This is a genomic window from Brevibacterium sp. FAM 27836 (assembly GCF_051351055.1).
In the GTDB taxonomy this organism is placed as follows: domain Bacteria; phylum Actinomycetota; class Actinomycetes; order Actinomycetales; family Brevibacteriaceae; genus Brevibacterium.
This window is the reverse complement of sequence record NZ_CP195711.1, coordinates 1,430,498-1,448,538: the sequence shown is the minus strand read 5'-3', so window position 1 is coordinate 1,448,538 and position 18,041 is coordinate 1,430,498. Positions and strand designations below refer to the sequence as shown.

Sequence of the window (18,041 nt, the reverse complement as noted above, 5' to 3'; positions counted from 1 at the left end):
ACACAGCGACAAGGAGAACCCATGACCACCAAGCCGTCGTTCACCCAGCACGACCCCTCCCGCGTCATCCGCGCCGACCGCGGGACCGAGATCACCGCGAAGTCGTGGCAGACCGAAGCGCCCAAGCGCATGCTCATGAACAACCTCGACCCCGAGGTCGCCGAACGTCCGGAAGACCTCGTCGTCTACGGCGGCACCGGTCGCGCCGCCCGCTCCTGGGAAGCCTATGATGCGATCGTGCGCACCCTCGACGACCTCGAGGACGACGAGACCCTGCTCGTCCAGTCGGGCAAGCCCGTCGGCGTCATGCGCACCCACGAATGGGCCCCGCGCGTGCTCATCGCGAACTCCAACCTCGTCGGAGACTGGGCCAACTGGGAGCACTTCCGCGAGCTCGAGGCCGAAGGCCTGATGATGTACGGCCAGATGACCGCCGGCTCCTGGATCTACATCGCCACCCAGGGCATTCTCCAGGGCACCTTTGAGACCTTCGGTGCCATCGCCCGCAAGCGCTTCGACGGAACCCTCGCCGGAACTCTGACCATCACCGCCGGCTGCGGCGGGATGGGCGGAGCCCAGCCGCTGTCCGTGACGCTCAACGGCGGCGCCTGCCTCATCATCGACGTCGACAAGACCCGCCTCGACCGCCGCAAGTCCAAGCGCTACCTCGACGAGGTCGAGACTGACCTCGACACCGCGCTGAACAAGGTCATCGAAGCGAAGAAAAACAAGCAGGCCCTGTCCGTCGGGCTCGTCGGCAACGCCGCCGAGATCCTCCCGCTCATTCTCGACCGTCCCGAGGCAGCCGAAGTCGACATCGTCACCGACCAGACCTCGGCCCACGACCCGCTGTCCTACCTGCCGGTGGGCGTGAGTGTCGACGACTGGCACGAAGAGGCCGAGCAGGATGCGGAGAAGTTCACCATCCGCGCCGAAGAATCCATGGCCAAGCATGTGAAGGCCATGGTCGAGTTCCAGGACCGCGGCGCCGAGGTCTTCGACTACGGCAACTCGATCCGCGACGAAGCCCGCAAGGCCGGCTACGACCGTGCCTTCGAATTCCCCGGCTTCGTCCCCGCCTATATCCGCCCCCTCTTCTGCGAAGGCCTCGGACCCTTCCGCTGGGTCGCGCTGTCCGGCGACCCGAAGGACATCGAAGTCACCGACCAGGCTCTCAAGGAACTCTTCCCGGAGAACGAACACCTCCACACCTGGCTCGACGCCGCTAACGAATACGTCGAGTTCGAAGGACTGCCGGCCCGCATCTGCTGGCTCGGCTACAAGGAACGCCACCAGGCTGGCCTGCTGTTCAACCGGCTCGTCGCCGAAGGCAAGATCTCGGCCCCGATCGTCATCGGCCGTGACCACCTCGACTCCGGTTCGGTCGCCAGCCCCTATCGCGAAACCGAATCCATGCTCGACGGTACGGACGCCGTTGCCGACTGGCCGCTGCTCAATGCCCTGGTCAACACCTCCTCGGGAGCCACTTGGGTCTCCATCCACCACGGCGGCGGCGTCGGCATCGGCCGCTCCATCCACGCCGGACAGGTCTCCGTGGCCGACGGCACCGAACTGGCCGCCAAGAAACTGGCGCGCTTGCTCACGAACGACCCGGGCATGGGCGTCATCCGCCACGTCGACGCCGGCTACGACCGCGCCGCCGAAGTGGCCGAAGACCGCGGTCAGCGCGTGCCGATGATCCCCGAACTGGATCAGCGCGACGAGGAATCCGCCGCGCAGTAAGCAGCCCCGCCGCGCCGGACGCTGAATAGCCCAGAAAAAGGTGAGTAGCCCAGGTTTGAAACTGGGCTATCCACCTTTTTCTGGGCCGAAACGGGGATCAGCGCCGCCGAGGGGCCTTTGTGAACCGGGCTCTGGACTGATGGGCGCCGGAGCCGTACCCCCTATTCGTCGAGGAAGAGGTCGAGTTCGAGGTCATCGGGGCCGTGACCGACAGAGCCGGGCCGCGACGGATCATGTGCATAGACGGACAGGTCCGTGATGCCCCGAGCCTGCAGCACCTCGTCGTCGATGAAGAAGTTGCCCGTGACCTCACGCGGGTCTGCGGTGAGGATCGTCCATGCGGCCTCGGCCATGATCTCGGGCTTGCGGCTGCGTGCCATGAGCTGTTCGCCGCCGAGGAGGTTGTTCACCGCCGCTGTCGCGATCGTCGTCCTCGGCCACAGACTGTTGGCCGCGACTCCCTCCTCGCGCAGCTCTTCGGCCAGCCCGAGCGTGACCATCGACATTCCGTACTTCGCCATCGTGTAGCCCAGGTGCTTGCCTGCCCATGCCGGATTGAGGTTGAGCGGCGGAGACAGCGTGAGCACATGTGCGGCATCCGAGGCCTTGAGGTGTGGGATAGCGGTCTTGGCCAGCAGGAATGAACCGCGTGAGTTGATCGAGTTCATGAGATCGAACTTCTTCATCGACAGATCCTCGGTCGAGGACAGGTCGATGGCGCTGGCGTTGTTGACGACGATGTCGATCCCGCCGAAGGTCTCCGCGGTCTGCGCGACCGCCTCGGCGACGGATTCCTCGCTGCGGACATCGCCGACGATCGGCAGGGCACGTCCACCGGCCGCCTCGATCTCCTCTGCTGCCGTAAAGACGGTGCCCTCGAGCTTCGGATGAGGTTCCGCGGTCTTCGCCAAGAGCGCCACGTTCGCGCCGTCCCGTGCCGCGCGCAGCGCGATCGCCAGGCCGATCCCACGGCTGCCGCCGCTCATGAGGAGGGTTCTGCCTGCAAGCGTGCGTTCCGGGACGGCCGCAGATTCGCGGCCCTCGGTGAGTCTGAAGTCAGTGGTCATTGCGTCTCCTTGAGTGATTGTTTTGCGGCCAGATAGCCGCACATTCCATGTGCGCCCGGGCCCGGAGGCACCGCGGCCGAGCACAGGTATATCCCTGACCGACCGCCGCTCGGTGCGCTGAGTCGGTAGGGGCTGAACCCAGGTGTCGGACCGAGCACCAACTGTAGAGGGTCCTTGCGGCCGGTGAGGATGTCACCGCCGACGAAGTTCGCATTGAGTGATTCGATCGCAGTGGTCCCGCGAGGCGTCACCGCGAGGATCCGATCTCGGCATCCAGGGGCGAAGCGTTCGATCTGGGCGAGGATCGACTCGGTGGCGTCTCCTGTAAAGCCCTGTGGCACGTGCGCATAGCAGTCGATCGGAACGAGTGAACCCTTCCCACGTCCGGGGTCCGCAAGATGTTGCTGGGCGAGGAGGACGAATGGCTTCTCAGGCATCCGACCTTTGGAAGTCTCGCTCTCCGCGAACGCCGTCTCCTCGTATGACCCTGAGAGATGGACGGTTCCGGCACCCCGGGACGGTTCGTAGGTCCACGGGATCCCGCCGTCCACGGCCAGTGCGAGTTTGAACGCGGCCGGCCCGTTCTTCCACCGTTCCAAACTCCGCACCGCACGCACCGGCAGTGAGTTGCCCGCGATGCGGGCCGCCTCAGCGGGGCCGGTGTTGAGCATGAGCACATCCGGGTTGCCCAAATCCCGAACGTCCTCGACCCTTCGTCCGGTCTCAACCCGTCCGCCAAGGGACAGAAGGAGCGACTCCATTGCCGAGGTGATCCGACCCGATCCGCCGACCGCCACCGGCCAGCCGAAGTAGTGAGCGGCCGAGGCAAGAGACGTGCCGATCGCCGAAGAGAGCGGCGCGTTGAAGGGGCCGAAGGTGTGCGCTGCGACTCCCGACCATAGGGCACGGGCCTCCTCGGTGCGGAAGTACCTCGCAACGGCGGCCGCGGGCAGTGCCGCCCGCGCGCCCAACATCGCAAGATGGAAAGGGTGCCGGGGCAGATGGATGAGGGACTGGAGGAACTCGTCGGCAACCGTCGGCATGCGCGAAGCCACGGGCGAGAAGAACGTCCGGTATCGCTGGGCATCGGCACCGAGGGTGCGTGAGGTCTCCACCACGGATCGCACGGCGCTGGCTCCGCGACCGTCATCGAGCGGGTGCGCGAACTCGACTTCCGTGTGAGCCCAGTGAAGACCGTGCTGTTCCAGTGGGAATACGCGAGCAAACTCCGAGGCCAGTCCGAAGGGATGGTGGCTCGAGCAGTCGTCGTGCACAAGACCAGGAAGGGTGAGTTCGGAGCTGCGAGCGCCGCCCCCCACGTGATCATCTGCCTCGTACACAGTGACCGAGACGTCGGCAGCGGCCAGGGTGATGGCCGCCGCCAGTCCGTTCGGTCCACTGCCGATCACAGCAGCGGTCGTCATTCTCGGGCTCCTCGTCTAGTCACGCTCGGCGGCGTCCTGCAGGGCCGACTCCGTGGTGAGGTCGTGACGCTTCGCCGCAGACTCGGGTTTCTGGGCACCCGCGGATTGCGGAGCAGATTCCATTGAAGACACCGCGGCCCGGGAGGCTGAAGTGTAGTGCGGATCCCTCCACGTCACGTTGAGCGGAATCGGTCCGTTGGGAAGCCACGGCTGCTCCTTGACGCAGTCGGCAACGTTCCAGGTACCACGTTCCACGATACCCACGGCCGCGTCAATGACCATGTAGTTCTGAGTCGACTTGTGGATCGGCTGTGACTCAACCCAGGCGACGACGAACTCGCCGGGCTCGAACTGGCAGCGACGCTGGAGTTCGGCGATGAGGTGGTGGTTATGGAGGTGACCGTCACCGAAGTTGAAGCCCAACAGCGAGTTGCAGGAGAACTCCGCCTCACGGATCGTGGCCCGATCGACGTCGTTGACGTGATGGTGCAGAAGAGAGAACAGTCCGCGACCCTGACTGTGCATCGATCGCCAGCCCGCGGTCTGCAGCATCGTGATCTCCGCCGCCACTCGCGGGAACCCCATCTCCTGCAGCTGGTCGACCTGGTTCTTCGTCGGACGATTCACGGCATGCAGCTTGTCCTCGGCACCGGGTTGGAAGGCCCAGAGCGCCGAGGCCCAGTTGCCCGCATACTGTCGCATCGACGGGGTGAAGGCGACGAGGTCCGGGCGAAAATTGCCGAGCACGGGGAAGAAGAACAGACAGGCCACGGTGGCGACGATGAGCCATGGAGAGCTCGCATCGCCCAGCCCATAGCCGTCCCCATTGGGGTGGCCGAGGAAGAGGAACCCCGCGATGTACATGAATAGCAGATTCCATTCCAGGGGCACCGCCAAAGGGAAGGTGCTCGTGATGAACCCGTGGAAGAGGATCATCAGCAGTGTCCCGGCGAGGGCCAGGGTCCAATCCGTCGAGAGGAGGAGGACAAGCGGAGTGACGATCTCGACGAGAGTGCCGAGGATGTGCCCGATGCCGGAGGCCAGATGGGACGGCCTGACATCGTGGGGGTAGTTGCGATAGTGCAGACGCCTGATCGCCTTGCCCGGGATGATCGGCGCATTCGAGATCATCGGCGGGATCACGAAGGAGAAGTGCTTGCCGATCTTTGAGACTCCGGCCCCCACCCAGACGGAGAAGATGAGCAGCTTGAGCATGATGATCATGTCGACGAGACCGTTGCCGAGGAAGGGAACCAGCCCGAAGATGAGAACGGCGGGTCCGTACTGTTCGGCACGGGCGGCGATGAAGATCACCTTGTCGCGCAGTCCCATGATAACGAGTAGCACGAGTGGTACGAACATCAGCGGCGGGCTGATCAGGTTCCCGAGGTCCTCGGGAGAGCCGGCGGCCACGGTCGATCCGGTGGCCCCCGGCAGAATGATCGGGACGAAGAGCGCAACGAGCAGCAGCGCATAGAGGACCACATCGAATACTGTGCGGTTGAATCCGTTGGTTCCTGGAACCTTCCCGGGCCACGGAGGCATGCGGATGGTGCCGGGCCGCAGCCAGAACAGGCAACCACCCGTCATCGGCTTGAACTTCCCGGCCAAAGGCCCCCACGAACCGGCCACGCCGATGGTCTCAAGCAGGAAAGTCCAGAGCACGAGCTTCTGGAACACGATCGGCTCGTTCCACCACTGAGCCACCTGCCACGGGGCGCCGACGCCCGAGGTGAGCGTGGCCAGGGTGACGCCGATGCCGATGTAGAGAACGGCGAGCTTGAGGATGTAGATGATGTGGAACAGTTTAGGTGAGCCGAACCCGCAGTCGACCCAGTGGAGGACGACGGCCCTGATTCTCTCCGAGAGGGGGAGGGATTCGAATGTCTCAGCATCAACCGGAGGGGCATCCGGAGTTGTGAGTCCCATGTCGCTTCCTTTCACAGGCAGGTGCCCGACTCCGATGTCGAGCAAGTGGACCTGGAATCACCCTAGGGAGGATGTGTCTTGGATCCCATGGATACTCAGCCGAAGCTCCGCGAAGAATTTGTACTCCCGATACAACATGGTCCTTCACCCAGAAGCTCCGTGTGGCGAATGTCCCTCGGGCGGGTATCAGCGTGGACAGGGAGCCCCTTTCGCGTGTTTCCCTCTGTGGTGCTCGGCCACAGCCCAGGTGAGGCTGCCGCCTGTCAGCCCTCGGTTCCATAGAGATAATGGTGAGCATGCAAAGCGGACTCGATGTTCAAGCGGTTCTCTGTCAGACTCACTCCGAGGGCCGCCTCGGCCATCTCGACCCGGTACCGGATTGAGTTCTTGTGCATGGTCATCGAGGCCGCTGTCGCCGTGTAGCTGAGCTCATGGCGCAGAAAGGCCGAGAGAGTGTTCCGGTGGCGGGCATTCGCCTCGGTGTCATCGGCCAGCGGACCGAGCACCGATCTCACCCACACTCGAGCAGCCTCGACGTCCTGGGCCAGCAACGAGGTAACGGCCATACCCCGGTCGTCGTGTGATCTCAGCTCAGCGGGAGCGCGCCCGGCGATGCAGACGCGCTGCACGCGTTCTGCTTCCTGATGGGAGAGGCGAAAACCGGCGGACAAGGCGTGCGCGGAGCCGATCGCCAGATGGATCGAGCCCGACGGCGGCACACGCTGGCGAAGAGAGTTGTCGTAATCCCAGTCGGTCGGCACAGGGATCCACCCCCAGGCGGTGTCCTGGTCCCGGCCGATGATGAGGCAGGTACGCTGGGAGCCGAGCGCGCCAGCAAGGTCTCTGATGGCTGTGGTGAACCGATCCAGCTGACCGTTCGCGTCGGGGGCCGAGTGGTGGGTCCATGCGATGACTGCGACATGACGACCGCCGAGGCTGTAGGCGAGGATCCGCTCGGCCGCCGCGACGTCGATGTTCTCCCCGGCGATGATGCGTCTGACCTGGGTCTCCCTGGCCGTTGTGCGATTGGCCAGCCAGGATTCCCGTTCCTGCTCGTAGAGTTCAGCGACCTTCTGCGAAATCCAGTCGATGTACTCCGAAACCTCGTCGACGAGGTGCTGGAAAACCGCAGAGACGAGCTCCGCCGGCAGCTCCTCGTCCTCGATGACGAAATCGTAGGCGCTCTGGAGCATTCTCTGCTGCCCCAGACGATAGGCCCTGACCAGTGCATTGACGGAGATTCCGCGTTGGGCTAGCCGTCTGGCGTATTCAAACGCGGCGGTCGGCGGTTCCAAGTTGTCCGAGGAGATGCCGTGCTGAAGCGCGTGGAGGATCGTTTCGACATTGCCCTCGATGCTTGCACTGAGGAGATCGAGGAGAGCCGGTTCGGCACCGAGCTCGGTGATCTTCGTCGCCAGATAGTCGTAGACCCGTCGTGTGAGCTCGGGAATGTGCGGGGTCATGCCCGCAGCGATCCGCGACGCGTGGGTCCGCACCTCCGTGGTGGAGCTGTCGGCTTTCAGCCCGTCATTGGGCGGCCAGAGCAGATGATCGACCATGTCTGCACAGTACCGCCGATTGAGGCCCGTGGGGACGGCCGAGTCGACGAAAGCGCGAGCCGTGTTTGTATCTTTGACCGAAATGGCGATGGTGATTTGGTTACCGTGCCCAGTGAACGTGCGTCAACGCGTGGCTAGTGTGAGGCCATGATGACTTCGAATCCTGTCCCCATCGACGCGGAATCCTCCACCTATCCCGTCGCCGAGGTGATGGGGCTGCCCCTTGCTCGTGCCCGAACCAACCCCCACGGACCATGCCTCAGCTGGCCCGGAGGCAGTTTCGACAATGCTGAGTTCGCCGCCGCTGTCGCGGCCACAACCCACATACTGCGCTCGCGGTTCGGAATCGGTCGCGGTTCGGTGGTTGGTGTGTTGCTGCGCAATGTCCCCGAAATCATCACCACGATGTTCGCCACCTGGTCTCTCGGCGCCGGTCTCACTCCGATCAACCCTGCGCTCACTGACGACGAGGTGGTCTTCCAGCTCGACGACTCCGGCTGTGCCCTGCTCGTGGGGGACTCCCGCGCCGAGGCGCTCGCTAGAGGATGCGGGATCGGCTGCCTTCCGGTGACCGACGGCTGCTTCCGCGGTGACATGGAGCCCTGCGCTGGCGTCTCTTCGCACTGCCTCGATGACGTCCGGGATGACGACGTGGCGCTCATCGTCTACACCTCGGGGACGACGGGCAAGCCGAAGGGATGCGTTCTGGAGCAGTCGAACATCGCTGCCATGGTCTGGTCGATCTTGAATGGTCTCGACTTCGGTGAGAACGCCCGCAGCCTGCTGGTTCTCCCGCTCTTCCACTGCAACGGCCTGCTCGCGGGGACGGTCTCACCTCTCATGCTCGGCGGCAGCGTGCATATGATCCCGAAGTTCGATCCCGAGTCATTTTGGGACGTCGTGGAGGAAGAGCGCCCCACCTATTTCTCTGCTGTGCCGACGATCTTCTCGATCCTCGAGGCGACGACGACTCGGAATGTCGACTCGAGTTCTCTGCGCTTCGTCATCTGCGGTGCCGCCCCGATGTCCCCGGACGCGATCACCCGGTTCGAGACTCGTTTCGATGTCGACATGGTCGAGGGTTACGGTCTCTCGGAGTGCTCGGTGTGCGCCACGATCAACCGAAACGATGGTACGAGCAAGCCGGGAACCGTCGGGCCAGCACTGCCAGGAGTGAGCGTGGGAATCACCGATCCTCACGATCGACTGCTCGAACCTGGGGATGTCGGAGAGGTCGTGATCGCTGGGCGGACGGTGATGCGCGGGTACCTCGGCCGACCGGAGGCCACCGCCGAAGTGCTCAAGAACGGGTGGCTGCACACCGGGGACGTCGGATACCTCGATGAGGACGGCTTCCTCGTCCTCGTCGATCGGATCAAGGATCTCATCATTCGCGGCGGAGAGAACATCTATCCCAAGGAGATCGAGGATGCGCTCTTCGAACATCCTCAGGTTCTCGAGGCAGCGGTGGTCGGAAGCCCCGATGACACCTACGGGGAGATCCCCGTGGCTCATGTGGCTCTGCGTGAAGGAGCCGTCAATCGTGCAGAGACCCTGCGAGCCTTCCTCGAACCGCGGCTTGCGCGCTACAAACTCCCGGCGGAGATCCATATCCACGCAGGTCTTCCGAAGAACTCCGTGGGCAAGATCGTCAAGGGTCAGCTGCGAGAGAGCTGAGCGGTCGAGAACGAAGATCGTCCACGCCTGACGCCCGAGCGCTCTGAGCGCCCAATCACCATCTGTCCGAAATATCAGACAAATTCTTCCTGACCCGGTTCTGCCATACGCCGCGGCAGTTCATACTGAGGATGAACCATTCTCAACCGTTAAGGATCTTGTCGTGCAGCTCATCACGGGGATCAGCGAATTGGTCGTCAACGACCTCGACTCCCTCGGAGAACTCAGCGTCATCACCGACGCCGCCCTGCTCATCGACGACGGCCGAGTCGTCTGGTCCGGACCGTCCGCTGAGGCGGACACTGCGGTGGAGAACCATCGCGGTGAAGAACCGTCACCAGGTGTCAACGACGACGATATCGTCAACGGGGAAGTCACCTCGGCGAGTGATCTCGCGGGACTCGAGACCGTCGACCTCGGCGGTAAAGCCGTGATCCCCGGCTTCGTCGACAGCCACAACCACCTCGTCTTCGCCGGTGACCGCTCCGAGGAATTCGCCGCACGCATGGCCGGGCAGAAGTATTCGGCCGGCGGCATCGCGACTACGGTCGCCGCGACCCGGGCCGCCAGCGACGAGGAGCTCGAGGCCAACCTCGTCCACCTGATGGAGCAGGCGACTCGGCAGGGCACGACGACGTTCGAGATCAAGTCCGGGTACGGGCTGAGCCTCGACGATGAGATCCGTGCCCTGGACATCATCAACCGGCACACCGAGGAAACCACGCTCATCGCCGCCCATGTGGTCCCGCCGGAGTACAAGGACAACCCCGAGGGCTACGTCGACCTCGTCATCGACGAGATCATCCCGGCGGCCGCGGACAAAGCGAAATGGATCGACGTCTTCTGCGAGAAGGGAGCCTTCACCGAGGACCAGACCCGCCGCATCATCGACGCCGGCAAGGCCGCAGGCATGAAGCCGCGGCTGCACGCCAACCAACTCACCGAGGGCGGAGCGCTCAAACTCGGCGCCGAACTCGGCTGCGTCTCCGTCGACCATGCGACCTTCGCCTCGGACTCCGATCTCGCCGTCCTCGCCGAGGCGGGAACCGTCGTCACCCTGCTGCCGAGCATCGAATTCTCCACCCGTCAGCCATACCCCGATGCCCGCCGCTACGTCGAGGCCGGTGTGCGGCTCGCCATCGCCACCGACTGCAACCCGGGCTCAGGGTTCTCCAACAGCGTGCCCTTCGCGATCGCCATCGGTGTGCGCGATATGCACTTCACCGTCGAGCAGGCGGTGTGGGCGGCGACCGCGGGTGGGGCCCACGCTCTGCAGCGTTCCGATGTCGGCCACCTCGGCGTCGGAGCCCGCGCCGATCTGGCGATCCTCGACGCACCCAGCTATCGGCACCTGGCCTACCGGCCGGGAGTCCAGCTCGTCGAACGCGTCTACTCCAGCGGCGAACTCGTCGTCGACAACCGACCACGGAGCTGATGGGCGCGCAGAGGGCCTGAACCGGCCCGACCGTCGCCCCGGCAGCACCTCGAATACCACCGAACCTCCGGCGCCACAGCGCAGAGCAACTCAACCGAAAGGTCCGACATGTCAGACTTCATCGACCTCGATCCCGACACCCTCACCTTCGCCGAGGTGGTCGCGGTCGCCCGCCACGACGCGAAGGTGGAACTGAGCGCGGCCACGCTGGCCCGAGTGAACAAGTACCGCGAGGCCGTCGATGCCCTGGCTCAGGCCGAGAAGCCCGTCTACGGAGTCTCGACCGGATTCGGGGCGCTCGCCCAGCGCCACATCCCCGCCGAACTGCGCACCCAGCTGCAGAAGTCGCTCATCCGCTCACATGCGGCTGGAGTCGGCGAACCCGTCGAGCGAGAGGTCGTCCGCGCCCTCATGCTGCTGCGTGCCCGGACGTTGGCCACGGGCCGGGCCGGAGTCCGCGCCGAGGTGCTCCAGACCTATGTTGACCTGCTCAATGCCGGCATCACCCCGGTCGTCCACGAATACGGGTCGCTCGGCTGTTCCGGCGACCTCGCCCCCCTGTCGGCCTGTGCGCTCGTCGTCATGGGCGAAGGCGTCGCCGTCGGCCCCGACGGTGTGGCCGGACCCGCCGATGAGATCCTCGCGAAGGCCGGCATCACCCCGGTCACCCTGGCCGAGAAGGAGGGCCTGGCGCTGGTCAACGGCACCGACGGCATGCTCGGCATGCTCATCATGGCCCTGACCGATCTCGAGAACCTGCTCACCGCCGTCGACGTCTCTGCGGCCATGAGCATCGAGGGCCTCTTCGGCACCGACGCCGTCTTCGCCCCCGAACTCCACTACGCGCTGCGCCCCCACGATGGTCAGTCCGCCTCGGCGGCGAACATGCTCTCGGCCCTCGAGGACTCGGGCATCACCGCCAGCCACCGCGACTCGACCCACCTGGTCCAGGACGCCTACTCGATGCGCTGCGCCCCGCAGGTCAACGGCGCCGCCCGCGATGCGGTCGCCTTTGCCACGCAGGTCGCCGAACGCGAGCTGCGGGCGGCCATCGACAACCCGGTCGTGCTCACCAACGGCATGGTGTCCTCGAACGGCAACTTCCACGGGGCACCCCTGGCCCACGCCCTGGACTTCCTCGCCATCGTCGCCGCCGACGTCGCCTCGATGTCCGAACGCCGCACCGACCGGATGATGGATGTCGCCCGCAACCAGGATCTCACCCCGTTCCTCGCCGACGACGCCGGAGTCGACTCGGGCCTGATGATCGCCCACTACACGCAGGCCGCGATGGTCTCCGAAGCCAAGCGGGGCGCGGCTCCCGCCTCGGTCGATTCGATCCCGTCCTCGGCGATGCAGGAGGACCATGTGTCCATGGGGTGGTCGGCAGCACGCAAGCTGCGCAAGGTCGTCGACAACCTCGCCAGCGTCATCGGCATCGAGTTCTACGCCGCCGCCCGCGCCTGCGATATGCGTGAAGCCGCGCCGGCGCCGGTCACCGGTGCCGTGATCTCCGCACTGCGGGAGACCGTCCCCGGGCCCGGGCCCGACCGGTTCCTGTCCCCGGAGCTCGCCGAAACCATCGCGAAGGTCAAGGACGGAACACTCGTCACCGCCGCCGAGGCGGTCACCCCGCTGACCCACACCGTGACCAGCGACGCCGGCGCCTGGCAGCCCGTCGGCGGAGGACCAGCGGTGAACGATCCCGAGTTCACGGCACTGGGCAACCTCGACGCTGCCGCCGAAGCCTCGGGCACCGCGGCGGCGACCACCCACCAGAAGTGAAACCGGTTCGGGGCCCGTCACTGACTGGTCCCGAACTGACGGGACCGCTGCACCACCGGTCCCACCTTGAGTGAACGGAGTGACATGACCACCAGCGATGTCGTCTCGCTGCTGAGGCAGATCGAGGACACCGGCCGCGACCCCCGTGGACCCGGCTACCAGCGTCCTGGGTTTTCCGCCACCGAACGCGAGCTGCGTGACTGGTTCCTCGCCGAGGCAGACCGCCGCGGTCTCGACACGGAGATCGACGCCAACGGCATCACCTGGGCCTGGGCCACCCCGCCCGGTGACAACGCCGTCGTCACCGGCTCCCATCTCGACTCCGTCCCCGGCGGCGGCGAGTTCGACGGGCCCCTCGGTGTCGCCTCGGCGCTGGCGGCTTTCGACGAGCTCAAGGCCACCGGCGCACTCGAACGGGCCACCCGGCCTCTGGCCCTGGCCGTGTTCCCCGAAGAGGAGGGCTCACGCTTCGGCGTCGCCTGCCTCGGCTCACGACTGCTCACCGGCGCCATCGAGGTCGACCGGGCACTCGGACTCAAGGACGCCGCAGGCGACACCTTCGCCGACGTCGCGACGAGCTATGGCCTCGACCCGGAACGGGTCGGGCGTGACCAGTCTCGGCTGGCCGGTATCGGTTCATTCATCGAACTCCATGTCGAACAGGGCCTCGGCCTGGCGGGCACCGATCAGGCCGTTGCCATCGGCTCCTCGATCATCGGCCACGGCCGCTGGCACTTCGCCTTCACCGGACAGGGCAACCACGCCGGGACGACGCCGATGAGCCACCGCGCCGACCCCGTCGTCACCGCCTCCCGGGTGATCGGGGATGTCCCGACCCTAGCGGCCGCCACTGACACGAGCGCCGTGGCCACCGTGGGACGGACCCTCATCCACCCGGGCGGGACGAACGTCATCGCCTCGGCCATGAGCTTCTGGCTCGACATCCGTCACGCCGACGACGCCGTCGTGACACAGGTGCTCGAGGCCATCAGCCGCCGCGCCCGCGAGCACGCCGCCGACGCCGGCGTCGAGGTGAGCATCTCGCAGGAGTCCTACTCACCGACCACCCACTTCACCGCCGATCTCAACACCCGGCTGACCTCGGTGCTGCCCGAGGCACCCCTGCTGCCCTCGGGTGCCGGACACGATGCCGGCATCCTCGCCGGTCATGTGCCCTCGGCGATGCTCTACGTGCGCAACCCGACCGGCGTCTCCCACGCCCCGGAGGAGGCCTGCGAGGTCGATGACCAGCGAGCCGGAGTCGACGCGCTCGTCGCGGTGCTCGCCCGTGAACTCGGTGTCACGGGAACGCCCGGGCCGACCGGAGAGACAGGGGCGGGCGCATGAGCACCCAGTACTGGTGCGAAACCGCGTGGGTCGATGGAGCCGTGGCTCGCGGGGTGCTGCTGAGCGCCGATGACACCGGCACCCTGACCGCGGTCCAGACCGGAGTCGACGCCGCCCCGGCCACCGCCGAGGTGGTGCCCGGGTTCACCCTGCCCGGCGGAGTGAACGCCCACTCACATGCCTTCCACCGCATCCTGCGCGGACGCACCCACGGCGACGGTGGGACCTTCTGGACCTGGCGCGAGGTCATGTACTCCGTTGCCGCGAAGCTCGACCCCGAATCCTATGAGACCGTGGCCCGCGCCGTGTTCGCGGAGATGCTCGCCGGCGGGTACACCTCGGTGGGGGAGTTCCACTACGTCCACCACGCGCCCGACGGGTCGGCCTATGAACCGGCCCACGCAATGGAACGGGCGCTGGCCCGGGCGGCCGCCTCGGCGGGGATCCGGATCCGACTCCTCGACACCTGCTACCTCACCGGTGCCATCGACGCCGAACTCTCGGATGAGCAGGCCCGCTTCGGTGATGGCACGATCGACGGATTCATCGATCGGCACGCCGGACTGGCAGAGACCTTCGCCGCAGAGTTCCCCGTCAATGCCCCAGGTGAGAGCTTCGTCCACGTGGGTGCGGCCATCCACTCGATCCGTGCCGTGCCCGCCGCGAACCTGCCGCGCTTCGCGGAACTGACCGGCCCCGTGCACGTCCACCTGTCCGAACAGCCCGCGGAGAACGACGCCTGCCGAGCCGCCTACGGCGCGAGTCCCACCGAGGTGCTCGCACGCTCCGGCGTCGTCGACGAACGGCTGTCGGCCGTCCACGCCACACATCTGGATGATGAGGACATCGCGATCCTCGGCGGCTCACGAGCAGCGATCGTCATGTGCCCGTGCACCGAGGCGGACCTCGCCGACGGGATCGGCCCGGCGCGCGAACTCGCCGATGCCGGGGCCGTGATCTCGATCGGCTCCGACCAGCACGTCGTCCTCGACGCCCTGCGTGAGACCCAGAGCCTCGAAGCCGGAGAACGTCTGCGCTCGGGGCAGCGCGGCCGATTCTCCCCGGCCGAACTCATCACCGCACTCACCGAGGGCGGGGCACGCAGCCTCGACCTGCCCGTCGGAGCGCTCGAGGTCGGGAAGGCATGCGACTTCATTGCGCTGCGCACCGACAGCATGCGCACCATCGGCTCACTCGACGAGCAGATCGTCCTCACGGCCACCTCGGCGGATGCGCATCTCACCGTCAGCGGCGGCAGGGTGCGCGTCCGCGATGGCGTGCACGCGCAGCTCGGGGACGTCTCGGACCTCTACGCGAAGGCGTTCGCGGCGCTGGAGATGGAGGGCTGAACCGTGGCTGAGGTTCCCGCACTGCGGCGGGCGATCGCGATTCTGCGGCATCTGGCCGCGTCGAATCGGTCGATCACGGCCGGTGCTCTGGTCAGAGCACTCGAGATACCGCGCTCGAGTGCCTACGACATCCTCGGTGTGCTCGAGGAGCTCGGGCTCGTCGCGCGCACCGAGTCCGGGTACGTGCTCGGTGCCGGTGTGCATGAGCTCGGGGCCTCCTACCTGCGGACGAACCCCCTGCAGAGGCTGGCGCAGCCGATCGTGCGTCAGCTCGCCGAGGATACCGCCACGACCGCTCAGCTCGCCGTCATCCGCGGGTGGGAGACCGAGTACGTGCTCAAGGAGCAGTCGCTGAAGTCTGTCGCGGTCATCACTGCCACCGGGGTGCGCATGCCCAGCTACCTCACGGCGACGGGGCGGGCGATCCTCGCGCAGCTGCCGAAGTCCGAGGTGCTCGCGATGCTCCAGTCCGAGACGGGTTTCGTCACCCGCACGGGCAAGGGGCCGGCCTCGGTGAAGGCGCTCAACGCGATACTCGCCCAGGAGCGACGCACCGGCTGCGCGATCGAACACGGCGAAGTCACACCGGGGATCTCGACGATCGCCGCCCCCGTCTTCGACGTGCTCGGGCGTCCTGTCGCCGCAATCGGGCTGTCCGTGGTCAGCGACACCCTGCCCGAGGACTCCGGTCCGATGGTCGACCAGGTCCAGTCCGCCGCCGCCGAGGTGACCGCCAAGCTGCGGTGAGCCCTGCGGCGGCTGGCGAGCGCCGAGCGGACCCTGCGACGCCCGGCGAGCCTCGAGCGGACCCTGCGGCGCCCGGCTGGCCTTGAGCGCACCCTGCGGCGCCCGGCTGGCGCCGAGCGGGCCACTGAGCGCCGAGCGGACCAGTTGCAACCTGCGCGCTCGCTGCTCAGTGGTCCGCTCGGTGAAGTGGGCCGGCGCTGTCAGGGGCGCAGAACCCGCTTTTCGCGAGCGACCTCCTCGACGATCTGGTCGTCGCTGCGCAGCTCTTTGACAAGGGCGGCGCCGAGGACGACCACGATGACGGTGAACGGGACGGCTGAGAGCATCGCCGCCTGCTGGAGGGCCTGCAGGCCGCCGACGAGGAGCAGTACGATCGCGCAGGCACCGGTGAGGAATCCCCAGGTCGCGATGACCGGGCGGCGCGGTGCGAAGGAGCCGTGCGAGGACAGCGAACTGAGGACGAACGTGTTCGAGTCTGCGGAGGAGACGAAGAACAGGATGACCATGATGATCGTGAAGACCGACGCGAACAGGGACAGCGGAAGCTGCTCGAGGAGGCTGAAGAACGCGGTGTCGAGGTTGTCCTGAGTCGCCTCACCGATCGCGGCGCCGTCGATGTCGAACTTGATCGCCGAACCGCCCATGACGGTGAACCAGACGAAGAACACGGCGCTGGGAACGAGGAGGACACCGGCGACGAATTCGCGGATGGTCCGCCCCTTCGAGATCTTCGCGAGGAAGATGCCGACGAAGGCGCTCCACGACAGCCACCAGGCCATCATGAAGTACGTCCAACCGAGCATCCACTCACTGTCCTCGGCATTCGTCGGGGTCATGAAGCTGAGTTCGAGGAAGTCCCCGGCGAAGGCACCGACGGAACGGACGAACAGGTTGGAGATGAAGCCGCTGGGGCCGGTGATGAAGACGAACAGCCCCAGCAGCGTCGCCATGGTCAGCGTGATCTGGGAGATGTACTTGATGCCCCTGCTCACCCCGGTCAGAGCCGAACCGGTGAAGAGGAGTGTGAGGACGGAGATGACGATGATCTGCAGAGCGATCGTGGCGTCGATGCCGAAGACGGTGTTGAGACCCTCGCCGATCTGAGAGGCGCCGAGACCCAGGGAAGTCGTCGTCCCGAAGAGAGTGGCGATGATGGTGAGGATGTCGATGAAGCTGCCGACCCAACCGTCGACGAGGCGGCCGAGGACTGGCCGCAGCATTGTGGACACGAGTGCCGGTCGGCCCTTGCGGTGGGTGGAGTAGCCGATCGCGAGACCGAAGACGCCGAAGATCGCCCAGGCCTGGAAGCCCCAATCGAGGTAGGAGAACTGCATGGCGCGCACTGCGGCGTCCATGGTCTCCGGTTCGGCCAGCCCGTGGGGCGGAACCATGAAGTGGGACATCGGTTCGGCCACGCCGTAGCTGACGAGGCCGATGCCCATGACGGCAGCGAGGATCATCGCCAGCCAGGTGACAGTGCGATATTCGGGACGGGAGTCGTGTGCGCCCAGCCGCAGGCGACCGAAACGGCTGACGGCGAACCACACGAGCATGACGATCGCGGCGAAGGGCACGACCAGATAGATCCAGCCGAAGCCGGTGGAGACTGCGGTCATCGCCCGAGTCATGATGTCGGCCAGCGCCTCGGGGGCGATCGCCGCCCACAGCACGAAGGCGATGACGAGGCCGACAGCGCACACGAACACCTTCCCGACCCGGTTGGAGGAAGGGTCTGCAAGGGATGCGGTCTCGGCGCCGGCGGGGCCGGAGTCGGATCCGACCCCGCCGGGAGGGGGAGGGTCGTCGAGTCCGCCGGAGGAGGCGGATTCGGTGGAGTGCTCGGACCCGGTCGCGGCGGTGCCTGCAGGATCTGAGGAGGGGGAATTCAGCGTCGTCATCGTGGTCTCCGGGCTCACGGCCGCCTCGATGGCGGGCAGGAGCATGTATTCGGGGGCAGTGGGCGGGATTTCAGCAGATAC

12 protein-coding genes are annotated in these 18,041 nt (G+C 66.2%); 7 read left to right on the top strand and 5 right to left on the bottom strand.

From position 1 onward, the window contains the following. The first annotated feature begins 21 nt into the window (after positions 1-21). On the top strand, positions 22-1,743 hold the full coding sequence (gene hutU / locus ACSE4D_RS06575) for a urocanate hydratase (RefSeq protein ID WP_436326832.1): 1,722 nt from the start codon (positions 22-24) through the stop codon (positions 1,741-1,743). 161 nt (positions 1,744-1,904) lie between these two features. On the opposite strand, the gene ACSE4D_RS06570 is transcribed toward hutU, so the two are convergent. The 4 genes from ACSE4D_RS06570 to ACSE4D_RS06555 form a co-directional block, all read right to left on the bottom strand. Then, the gene (locus ACSE4D_RS06570; protein ID WP_135540572.1) at positions 1,905-2,810 is read right to left on the bottom strand and encodes an SDR family oxidoreductase; all 906 of its coding nucleotides are present in this window, start codon (positions 2,808-2,810) and stop codon (positions 1,905-1,907) included. Continuing rightward, positions 2,807-4,234, bottom strand: coding sequence for a phytoene desaturase family protein (locus ACSE4D_RS06565; protein ID WP_135540574.1), 1,428 nt, complete (start codon positions 4,232-4,234; stop codon positions 2,807-2,809). Before ACSE4D_RS06565 ends, ACSE4D_RS06570 begins: the two co-directional genes overlap by 4 nt. A 15-nt stretch (positions 4,235-4,249) precedes the next feature. Then, positions 4,250-6,163, bottom strand: coding sequence for a DUF3556 domain-containing protein (locus tag ACSE4D_RS06560; RefSeq protein WP_135540575.1), 1,914 nt, complete (start codon positions 6,161-6,163; stop codon positions 4,250-4,252). A 263-nt stretch (positions 6,164-6,426) separates the two neighbouring features. Beyond that, positions 6,427-7,722, bottom strand: coding sequence for a PucR family transcriptional regulator (locus tag ACSE4D_RS06555; protein ID WP_135540577.1), 1,296 nt, complete (start codon positions 7,720-7,722; stop codon positions 6,427-6,429). A gap of 147 nt (positions 7,723-7,869) precedes the next feature. Between ACSE4D_RS06555 and ACSE4D_RS06550 the strand changes: the two genes are divergently transcribed. The 6 genes from ACSE4D_RS06550 (at position 7,870) to ACSE4D_RS06525 (ending at position 16,062) form a co-directional block, all read left to right on the top strand. Beyond that, positions 7,870-9,399, top strand: a complete 1,530-nt coding sequence (locus tag ACSE4D_RS06550; RefSeq protein WP_240689913.1) for a class I adenylate-forming enzyme family protein — start codon at positions 7,870-7,872, stop codon at positions 9,397-9,399. Positions 9,400-9,562: 163 nt separating this feature from the next. After that, positions 9,563-10,834 (top strand): imidazolonepropionase, encoded by a 1,272-nt coding sequence (gene hutI, locus ACSE4D_RS06545; RefSeq protein WP_425119953.1) that lies wholly within the window; start codon positions 9,563-9,565, stop codon positions 10,832-10,834. Between the two features lie 108 nt (positions 10,835-10,942). Further along, the gene (gene hutH, locus ACSE4D_RS06540; protein ID WP_135540579.1) at positions 10,943-12,619 is read left to right on the top strand and encodes a histidine ammonia-lyase; all 1,677 of its coding nucleotides are present in this window, start codon (positions 10,943-10,945) and stop codon (positions 12,617-12,619) included. A gap of 84 nt (positions 12,620-12,703) precedes the next feature. Next, positions 12,704-13,966: an allantoate amidohydrolase gene (locus ACSE4D_RS06535; RefSeq protein ID WP_135540581.1), complete on the top strand. Its 1,263-nt coding sequence runs from the start codon at positions 12,704-12,706 to the stop codon at positions 13,964-13,966. Beyond that, the gene (locus tag ACSE4D_RS06530; protein ID WP_436326831.1) at positions 13,963-15,315 is read left to right on the top strand and encodes a formimidoylglutamate deiminase; all 1,353 of its coding nucleotides are present in this window, start codon (positions 13,963-13,965) and stop codon (positions 15,313-15,315) included. The genes ACSE4D_RS06535 and ACSE4D_RS06530 overlap by 4 nt, the downstream gene beginning before the upstream one ends. Before the next feature lie 3 nt (positions 15,316-15,318). Beyond that, positions 15,319-16,062 (top strand): IclR family transcriptional regulator, encoded by a 744-nt coding sequence (locus tag ACSE4D_RS06525; RefSeq protein ID WP_135540585.1) that lies wholly within the window; start codon positions 15,319-15,321, stop codon positions 16,060-16,062. A 200-nt stretch (positions 16,063-16,262) separates the two neighbouring features. Here ACSE4D_RS06525 and ACSE4D_RS06520 read toward each other — a convergent pair whose 3' ends face one another. Further along, positions 16,263-18,005 (bottom strand): BCCT family transporter, encoded by a 1,743-nt coding sequence (locus ACSE4D_RS06520; protein ID WP_240689915.1) that lies wholly within the window; start codon positions 18,003-18,005, stop codon positions 16,263-16,265. Between the last annotated feature and the right edge of the window lie 36 nt (positions 18,006-18,041).

What these genes read in the sequence shown, in the direction of transcription:
- hutU (WP_436326832.1), top strand. Translation starts at nt 22, where the DNA reads ATGACCACCAAGCCGTCGTTCACCCAGCACGACCCCTCCCGCGTCATC.
- ACSE4D_RS06570 (WP_135540572.1), bottom strand. Translation starts at nt 2,810, where the DNA reads ATGACCACTGACTTCAGACTCACCGAGGGCCGCGAATCTGCGGCCGTC.
- ACSE4D_RS06565 (WP_135540574.1), bottom strand. Translation starts at nt 4,234, where the DNA reads ATGACGACCGCTGCTGTGATCGGCAGTGGACCGAACGGACTGGCGGCG.
- ACSE4D_RS06560 (WP_135540575.1), bottom strand. Translation starts at nt 6,163, where the DNA reads ATGGGACTCACAACTCCGGATGCCCCTCCGGTTGATGCTGAGACATTC.
- ACSE4D_RS06555 (WP_135540577.1), bottom strand. Translation starts at nt 7,722, where the DNA reads ATGGTCGATCATCTGCTCTGGCCGCCCAATGACGGGCTGAAAGCCGAC.
- ACSE4D_RS06550 (WP_240689913.1), top strand. Translation starts at nt 7,870, where the DNA reads ATGATGACTTCGAATCCTGTCCCCATCGACGCGGAATCCTCCACCTAT.
- hutH (WP_135540579.1), top strand. Translation starts at nt 10,943, where the DNA reads ATGTCAGACTTCATCGACCTCGATCCCGACACCCTCACCTTCGCCGAG.
- ACSE4D_RS06535 (WP_135540581.1), top strand. Translation starts at nt 12,704, where the DNA reads ATGACCACCAGCGATGTCGTCTCGCTGCTGAGGCAGATCGAGGACACC.
- ACSE4D_RS06530 (WP_436326831.1), top strand. Translation starts at nt 13,963, where the DNA reads ATGAGCACCCAGTACTGGTGCGAAACCGCGTGGGTCGATGGAGCCGTG.
- ACSE4D_RS06520 (WP_240689915.1), bottom strand. Translation starts at nt 18,005, where the DNA reads ATGCTCCTGCCCGCCATCGAGGCGGCCGTGAGCCCGGAGACCACGATG.